The 7751-nt window shown below is 64.8% G+C and carries 7 protein-coding genes and 7 tRNA genes; 3 read left to right on the top strand and 11 right to left on the bottom strand.

All coding sequences use genetic code 11. The features are described 5' to 3' along the window. Window positions 1-123, bottom strand: a 123-nt coding sequence (locus tag JYJ84_RS22775) for a LysR family transcriptional regulator (RefSeq protein WP_205189494.1), incomplete at its 3' end; no start/stop codon positions are given. Window positions 124-277: 154 nt separating this feature from the next. Between JYJ84_RS22775 and JYJ84_RS22770 the strand changes: the two genes are divergently transcribed. Continuing rightward, window positions 278-1039, top strand: a complete 762-nt coding sequence (locus JYJ84_RS22770) for a haloacid dehalogenase type II (RefSeq protein ID WP_122945724.1) — start codon at window positions 278-280, stop codon at window positions 1037-1039. Between the two features lie 67 nt (window positions 1040-1106). Beyond that, window positions 1107-2699: a malate synthase A gene (gene aceB / locus JYJ84_RS22765; protein WP_175223616.1), complete on the top strand. Its 1593-nt coding sequence runs from the start codon at window positions 1107-1109 to the stop codon at window positions 2697-2699. A 126-nt stretch (window positions 2700-2825) separates the two neighbouring features. On the opposite strand, the gene JYJ84_RS22760 is transcribed toward aceB, so the two are convergent. Then, window positions 2826-3239 (bottom strand): gamma-glutamylcyclotransferase, encoded by a 414-nt coding sequence (locus JYJ84_RS22760; RefSeq protein ID WP_122945725.1) that lies wholly within the window; start codon window positions 3237-3239, stop codon window positions 2826-2828. A gap of 255 nt (window positions 3240-3494) precedes the next feature. Between JYJ84_RS22760 and JYJ84_RS22755 the strand changes: the two genes are divergently transcribed. Then, window positions 3495-4370, top strand: coding sequence for a helix-turn-helix domain-containing protein (locus JYJ84_RS22755; RefSeq protein WP_122946710.1), 876 nt, complete (start codon window positions 3495-3497; stop codon window positions 4368-4370). Window positions 4371-4395: 25 nt separating this feature from the next. Here the strand turns inward: JYJ84_RS22755 and JYJ84_RS22750 are convergent, their stop codons facing one another. From JYJ84_RS22750 to gltX, 9 genes are all read right to left on the bottom strand, one after another. Continuing rightward, window positions 4396-4860 (bottom strand): GNAT family N-acetyltransferase, encoded by a 465-nt coding sequence (locus JYJ84_RS22750; protein WP_027787064.1) that lies wholly within the window; start codon window positions 4858-4860, stop codon window positions 4396-4398. 172 nt (window positions 4861-5032) lie between these two features. Further along, window positions 5033-5109 (bottom strand) — tRNA-Asp (locus JYJ84_RS22745). Between the two features lie 73 nt (window positions 5110-5182). Continuing rightward, a tRNA-Glu gene (locus JYJ84_RS22740) sits at window positions 5183-5258 on the bottom strand. A gap of 66 nt (window positions 5259-5324) precedes the next feature. Then, a tRNA-Asp gene (locus JYJ84_RS22735) sits at window positions 5325-5401 on the bottom strand. 78 nt (window positions 5402-5479) lie between these two features. Continuing rightward, a tRNA-Glu gene (locus tag JYJ84_RS22730) sits at window positions 5480-5555 on the bottom strand. Window positions 5556-5618: 63 nt separating this feature from the next. Then, window positions 5619-5695, bottom strand: a tRNA-Asp gene (locus tag JYJ84_RS22725). Window positions 5696-5774: 79 nt separating this feature from the next. Beyond that, a tRNA-Glu gene (locus JYJ84_RS22720) sits at window positions 5775-5850 on the bottom strand. Window positions 5851-5990: 140 nt separating this feature from the next. Beyond that, window positions 5991-6066 (bottom strand) — tRNA-Ala (locus JYJ84_RS22715). Window positions 6067-6194: 128 nt separating this feature from the next. After that, window positions 6195-7604 carry a glutamate--tRNA ligase gene (gene gltX, locus JYJ84_RS22710; RefSeq protein WP_175222629.1) on the bottom strand — a complete coding sequence of 470 codons (1410 nt, stop codon included), beginning with the start codon at window positions 7602-7604 and terminating at the stop codon, window positions 6195-6197. Between the last annotated feature and the right edge of the window lie 147 nt (window positions 7605-7751).

Here is a 7751-nt window from a genome sequence, read left to right as displayed (position 1 = left end):
CTCGAGCGCATCGAGGCGGCGGCCGATGATCGCCGGGGCGACGCCTTCCGCGTGCGCGGCCGCCGACAGGCTGCCCTTTGCCGCGACCGCGGCGAACGTTTCGATCTGCTTGAACCGGTCCATGACGCGCAGGGGCGGCGGTGCCGCCCTTCAAATAGCTTAAACCGCTCAAGATTAGGTAGATGAAAGTAAAAGATCAAGTGATGTTTAGCGTCTTTTTTAGCACATACGATCACGAATAGAATTCACCTGACCTCTGAAACTGGAGCGCAAGGCTATGTCGGCCACAACGACACTCTCCTCTCCCGACGCAATCCTCTTCGACGCATTCGGCACGTTGTTCGACGTGCGCGCCGTCCTGGCCGCGGCGGAGCAGATGTTTCCCGGTCACGGGGAACGGTTGTCGCAGCTGTGGCGACGCAAGCAAATCGAATACTCGCAGTTGCGCACGCTCGCCGATCCGGCTGGCGCGCGCTATCGCCCGTTCCGGGACATCACGCTCGATGCGCTGCGGTTCGCCGCGCGCCGGCTCGGGCTCACGCTGAACAGCGCGGCCGAGAAGCGGCTGATGGACGAATACGCATGCCTGTCCACCTATCCCGATACGGTGCCCGCGCTGCGCAAGCTGCGCGCGCTCGACCCGCGCCCGCCGCTCGGGATCCTGTCGAACGGCACGCCGCAGATGCTCGACATCGCGATCAAGAGCGCCGGCATGTCCGGGCTGTTCGATCGCGTGCTGTCGGCCGACACCGTGCGCGCGTACAAGCCGAGCCCGGCCGCCTACGCACTCGGCACCGACGCGTTCGGACCGAACCGGCGCGGCATCGTGTTCGTGTCGTCGAACGCATGGGACGTCGCCGGCGCCGTCTGGTTCGGCTACACGACGTTCTGGCTCAACCGAACGGGCGCGCCCGCCGAGGAACTCGGCGCGCCGCCCGACGGCACAGGCACCGGCATGGCCGACCTGCTCGCCTTCCTCGCCACCCCGGCTCCGTCCGGCAGATCCGCAAACCGCACGCGCCCCGGCCCGGGTGCATGACGTTCGCAGCGCTGCCGCCTTCCCCCTTCACCGAAACCGCAACTGACCGACCAAGGAGATGAGACTCATGAGCACCCCGATCACGCTGCCGCAAGGCATGGCGATCACCGGCGAAATCAAGCCGGGTTACGAAGCAATCCTGACGCCTGAAGCGCTCGCACTCGTCGCGGCGCTGCACCGCACGTTCGAACCGCGCCGCCAGGCGCTGCTGCAGGCGCGCGTCGAGCGCACGAAACGCCTCGACGCGGGCGAACGCCCCGACTTCCTGGCCGAGACCAAGGCAATCCGCGAAGGCGACTGGAAGGTCGCGCCGCTGCCGGCCGACCTGCAATGCCGCCGCGTGGAAATCACGGGCCCCGTCGAGCGCAAGATGATCATCAACGCGCTGAACTCGGGCGCCGATTCGTACATGACGGACTTCGAGGATTCGAACGCGCCGAGCTGGACGAACCAGATCGACGGCCAGATCAACCTGAAGGACGCGGTGCGCCGCACGATCTCGCTCGAGCAGAACGGCAAGTCGTACCAGCTGAACGACAAGGTCGCGACGCTGATCGTGCGCCCGCGCGGCTGGCACCTCGACGAGAAGCACGTGACGGTCGACGGCCGGCGCGTGTCCGGCGGCATCTTCGATTTCGCGCTGTTCCTGTTCCATAACGCGAAGGAACTGCTCGCGCGCGGCTCGGGCCCGTACTTCTACCTGCCGAAGATGGAAAGCCATCTCGAGGCACGCCTGTGGAACGACATCTTCGTCGCCGCGCAGGAAGGCGTCGGCGTGCCGCGCGGCACGATCCGCGCGACGGTGCTGATCGAGACGATCCTCGCCGCGTTCGAGATGGACGAGATCCTGTACGAACTGCGCGAACACAGCTCGGGCCTGAACGCCGGCCGCTGGGACTACATCTTCTCGGCGATCAAGAAGTTCAAGAACGACCGCGACTTCTGCCTCGCCGAGCGTTCGAAGATCACGATGACGGTGCCGTTCATGCGTGCGTACGCGCTGCTGCTGCTGAAGACCTGCCACAAGCGCAACGCGCCGGCGATCGGCGGGATGAGCGCGCTGATCCCGATCAAGAACGATCCGGAAGCGAACGACAAGGCGATGGGCGGCGTGCGCTCGGACAAGCAGCGCGACGCGACCGACGGCTACGACGGGGGCTGGGTCGCGCACCCGGGCCTCGTGCCGATCGCGATGGAAGAGTTCGTCAAGGTGCTCGGCGACCAGCCGAACCAGATCGCGAAGCAGCGCGACGACGTGCAGGTCGAAGGCAAGAACCTGCTCGACTTCCAGCCGGAAGCGCCGATCACCGAGGCCGGCCTGCGCAACAACATCAACGTCGGCATCCACTACCTCGGCGCATGGCTCGACGGCAACGGCTGCGTGCCGATCCACAACCTGATGGAAGATGCGGCCACGGCCGAGATTTCCCGTTCGCAGGTGTGGCAATGGATCCGCTCGCCGAAGGGCGTGCTCGACGACGGCCGCAAGGTCACGGCCGAACTCGTGCGCGAGTACGCGAAGGCCGAGCTCGACAACGTGAAGCGGTCGGTCGGCGGCAACACGCAGCCGTACGAGCGCGCCGCGGCGATCTTCGAGCAGATGTCGACGTCGGAAGGCTTCACCGAATTCCTGACGCTGCCGCTGTACGAGGAAATCTGACGTAGCTGCCCGCTGCGATCGGGACCGGCCCTGCGTCGGCGCCGGTCGCATGCGATGACGGCATCAAAAAAGCGCCCCACGGGGCGCTTTTTCTTTTTGTGGCAGGACCGGCTGCCACGCAACCGGTCAGACGGCTTCCCGCTCGCGCCGGTGCTGAACCCAGTCGCCCGACGCAATGCGCGGACGCCCGGCTATCGCGTGCGCGGCGACCGGATAATACAGGCAGGCGTACTGCCGGCCGCCGAGTTCGACGGTCACGTCTTCCGGCTTGAACAGCGAGTCGACGCCCGGATACACGCGCTCGATCTCGTCGAGCACCGGAACGAGCTGGTCGTCGACCTCGTAGACATCGCCCCAGACGAGCGACTTGCCGGCCGCCCCGGCGATCATCCCCGGATAGGTACCGAAATCGTACAGTTCGCCCGGCAGCGCGGCGGCGCCGAGCAGCGTCGGCGCGGCAATCCCGTGCCTGGCGGCCGCGTGGCCGATGTCGTTGGCCTCCCCGTTTCTCAAGGTGCCGTAGACGAATACGTAACGCATCGTGGTTCTCCTCTTCGATTCGTATGTTGCCGTGTTCGAGCGCGATTCGTGCGGAATCGCCCACGCATCGATAGACCGCGATACCGGCCAGATGGTTCGAGCCCTCAAGCGCGCCTGGCTCCGGGCCGTCCCGAAATCGCCGGGCCCCATACAAAGTTCATTTGAACGCGGCATGATCGCCCGACAAACCGCCGCATGCGCTTTCGCGGCGCCTTCTACAATAACGGCATCGCCGCCGCGCTGCCCGAATCGTCCATGAATCCGCCCGTCCAAGCCGACGTATCGAACCCGTACGTCATCGACATTCCGCCCGAATTCGCGCCGACCGCCGTCCATCCGATGCGCGTGCGCGCACGGCAGGTCGACGCCGGACGCCGCATCCCGCTGCACACGCATGCGTGGGCGCAGCTCGCATACGCGTCGCGCGGCGTGCTGCGCGTCGCGACCACCGGCACGACATGGATGGTGCCGCCGTCCCGCGCGATCTGGGTACCGCCGCACGTAACGCACGAGGTCGTGATCGTCGAAGAGGCGTATTTGCGCACGCTGTATATCGACGAGTCGCTCGTGCCGGACGGGCTCGACGCATGCCGCGTCGTCGAAGTGACGGGCCTCCTGCGCGAGCTGATCGTCGCACTCGGCGCGCGTGACCTGAGCACCGCGCGCGAGCGCCTGCTGTGCGGGCTCGTGCTCGACGAGCTGAGCCACGCCGAACCGCTGCCGCTCGCCGTGCCGATGCCCGACGAAAAACGACTGCGCACGCTGTGCGAATCGGTACTCGCGCACCCGGCGCACGCGGAATCGCTCGAACACTGGGCAAGCGAGGTCGGCGCGAGCACGCGCACGATTTCGCGGCTCTTCAAGCAGGAACTGGGCGTGAGCTTTTCGCAGTGGCGTCAGCAGGCGCTGCTGGCACGGGCCATTCCGCTGCTGAACCAGGGGCGCCCGCTGTCGCATATCGCGCGCGAACTCGGCTACCAGAGCCAGAGTGCCTTTTCGGCGATGTTCCGGCGTGCCTTCGGTGAAAGCCCGCGCGCGTTCATGCTGCGCGGCTACGAGCACCGCGGCCCGGAAGGCCGCCTCGCGGACGACGAAACCCCGGACGACGACGCGATCGGCGCGGCCGGCTGAACGCCGCGCTCCGGGTCGTTGACCGTCAGACCGGCCGCACCATGTGACGGATCGAGCCCAGTTGCGCGAGCCGCGACCCGGCAACCTGATAGCCCATGCGCAAGTAGAGACGCGCGGCAGGATTGTCGACGAACACGCGCAGTTGCAGTTCGTGCAGCCCGCGCGCCCGCGCCCAGCGGTGCGACATGTCGAGCATGTAGGTGCCGGCGCCCTGCCCGCGATGGCCGGCCGCGATCTGTACGTCGCGGATGTGCAGCGAGTCGCCCTCCTCGGTCACGCGCAGCACGCCGATGCGCTCGCCGTCGGCCTCGAGGATGAAGTTCTCGGATTCGCGCCAGCTCGCGTAGAACAGGTCGCTGCGCCACACGAGCCCATGGCGCTTGTAATAGCCGCCCATGTTGCCGTGCGTCAGCGCTTCGGCAAACGGAAAATCGCCAGCCTCCGCGGGCCGGAGCTGATACAGGAGTCGCAGGTCGGTCGGATCGAGCATCGCGCAGGGGTCAAGAACGCATCCCGCCACGATAGCGCAGTCGCGTGCGGATGCAATCGCGGATTTCTCGTAGCGGCTCGACGCCGGATGACCGGACGTTACGCGCCCGCCCGCGCGGCGCAACCGGAAATGCAAATGAAAAAGCCCGCACAAGGCGGGCTTCTTCATTTTTTGGCGGAGCGGACGGGACTCGAACCCGCGACCCCCGGCGTGACAGGCCGGTATTCTAACCGACTGAACTACCGCTCCAGTCTTGCTACTTGCCTGGCAGGCGTCGGTTACTTCCTGCCGGCGCATCGTTTGTTCGAACGACGCCGAAATCTGGCGTCCCCTAGGGGATTCGAACCCCTGTACTCACCGTGAAAGGGTGATGTCCTAGGCCTCTAGACGAAGGGGACAACGTACTGCTTACATCTTTAATGCAAAAGCCCGTTCAAATAACGTTCTTTGAACGGGCTTCGTTCTGGCGGAGCGGACGGGGCTCGAACCCGCGACCCCCGGCGTGACAGGCCGGTATTCTAACCAACTGAACTACCGCTCCAGCTTTCTTACTCCCACCTGCAGGACACCGTCACGTTCCTGCCTGTGTTGCGACACTTCTACGAAACGCCGCTGAATCTGGCGTCCCCTAGGGGATTCGAACCCCTGTACTCACCGTGAAAGGGTGATGTCCTAGGCCTCTAGACGAAGGGGACAACGTACTGCTTACATCTTTAATACAAAAGCCCGCTCAAAAACGTCTTGAACGGGCTTCGTTCTGGCGGAGCGGACGGGACTCGAACCCGCGACCCCCGGCGTGACAGGCCGGTATTCTAACCGACTGAACTACCGCTCCAGCTTTCTTACCCTCACCTGCAGGACGTCGGTTACGTTCCTGCCTGTGTTGCGACACTTCCATGAAACGCCGCTGAATCTGGCGTCCCCTAGGGGATTCGAACCCCTGTACTCACCGTGAAAGGGTGATGTCCTAGGCCTCTAGACGAAGGGGACATAATCTTTTCAGATCTGTCTGACTTTCGCTATTCACTTTTCAATCAACAGCGAAGGCCGAAATTCTAACTGCTTTGAATCATTTTGTGAAGCATTTATTACTACCACTGCTGCTTCGCAAATCAATCCTGCTGTTCTGGTGGTGGAGGTAAGCGGGATCGAACCGCTGACCTCTTGCATGCCATGCAAGCGCTCTCCCAGCTGAGCTATACCCCCTTGCAGAACAGAAATGAGATTATATGGAGCTACTTTGAACTTGTAAATACCCTTTTTGCGATTCGAGCGAAATTTTTTGCGAAGCTGCCGCAATGTCACGCACGGACAGCCTCGCTCGCCCTCGAATCTCAGGCCAGTGCAGCCTCGATGCGCGACACCACGACGTCGCGACCGAACAGCACGAGCACCGCATCGATCGACGGCGTGTGCGTCGTACCCGCCACCAGCAGGCGCACCGGCATCGCGAGTTGCGGCATCTTCAGCTTGTGCGTGCCGAGCGTCGCCTTCAGCGCGGCGGACACCGCTTCCTTCGTCCAGTCGGCCGCCTTCAACGCAGCGGCGAGATCGGCCAGCGCCGGACGCACCGCATCGGTCACGTGCTGCGCAAGCGCCTCGGCTTCCGGTGCCGGCACACGGTAGAACATCGCAGCGCCTTCCGCGATCTCCTTGACCGTCGTTGCGCGATCCTTCATCAGCCCGACCACCTCTTCGAGCGCAGGGCCCGTCGCGATCGCCGCATCGTCGATGCCGAGTGCGTCGAGGAACGGCTTCGCCAGCGCGGCGAGGCGCGCGTTATCCGCTTCCTTGATGTAATGCGCGTTCAGCCAGCTCAGCTTGCTGTGGTCGTACTGCGCGGGCGACTTGCCGAGATGCTCGAGATCGAACCATTCGACGAACTGCTCGCGCGAGAAGATCTCGGCATCGCCGTGCGACCAGCCGAGGCGCGCAAGATAGTTGACGACGGCTTCAGGCAGGAAGCCCGCGTCGCGGTACGCCATCACGCTCATCGCGCCATGCCGCTTGCTCATCTTCTCGCCCTGCTCGTTCAGCACGGTCGGCAGGTGCGCATAGACGGGCGCCTCGCCGCCGAGCGCATTCAGGATGTTGATCTGGCGCGGCGTGTTGTTCACGTGGTCGTCGCCACGGATCACGTGCGTGATGCCCATGTCCATGTCGTCCACCACCACGCAGAAGTTGTAGATCGGCGTGCCGTCCGGGCGCGCGATCACGAGGTCGTCGAGTTCCTCGTTCGAGATCTCGACACGCCCCTTCACGGCGTCGTCCCACACGACCGTGCCGGTCAGCGGATTGCGGAAGCGCAGCACCGGCTTCACGCCGGCCGGCGGCTCCGGCAGCACCTTGCCGGGCTCCGGACGCCACGTGCCGTCGTAGCGCGGCTTCAGGCCGGCCTCGCGCTGGCGTTCGCGCAGCGCGTCGAGTTCCTCGGCCGACATGTAGCACGGGTACGCGAGGCCCTTCTCCAGCATCTGCGCGAGCACCTCGCGGTAGCGGTCCATCCGCTGCATCTGGTAGATCGGGCCTTCGTCGAAATCCAGGCCGAGCCATTGCATCCCTTCGAGGATCGCGTCGACCGCTTCCTGCGACGAGCGCTCGACGTCGGTATCCTCGATGCGCAGCACGAACGTGCCCTTCATCTTGCGGGCGAACGCCCACGGATAGAGTGCGGAGCGGATGTTGCCGAGGTGGATGAAGCCGGTGGGACTCGGCGCGAAGCGGGTACGGACAGGACGGGTCATAAACGGTAACTCGAACGCCTGGGGCGCATGAATGATTCGACGCGGGATCGACGGCGGCAGCCCGGACAGCAACGGGGCCGGCGACGCCCGGAACGGGAAAGAAGCCGGAATTATACTCGCGCCGGACATCGCGCCAAGCGCGCCGCT

Source organism: Burkholderia sp. LMG 13014 (assembly GCF_905232215.1).
In the GTDB taxonomy this organism is placed as follows: Bacteria; Pseudomonadota; Gammaproteobacteria; order Burkholderiales; family Burkholderiaceae; genus Burkholderia.
Note: the sequence above shows the minus strand (reverse complement) of the source record. Positions and strands in the feature narration are given on the sequence as shown.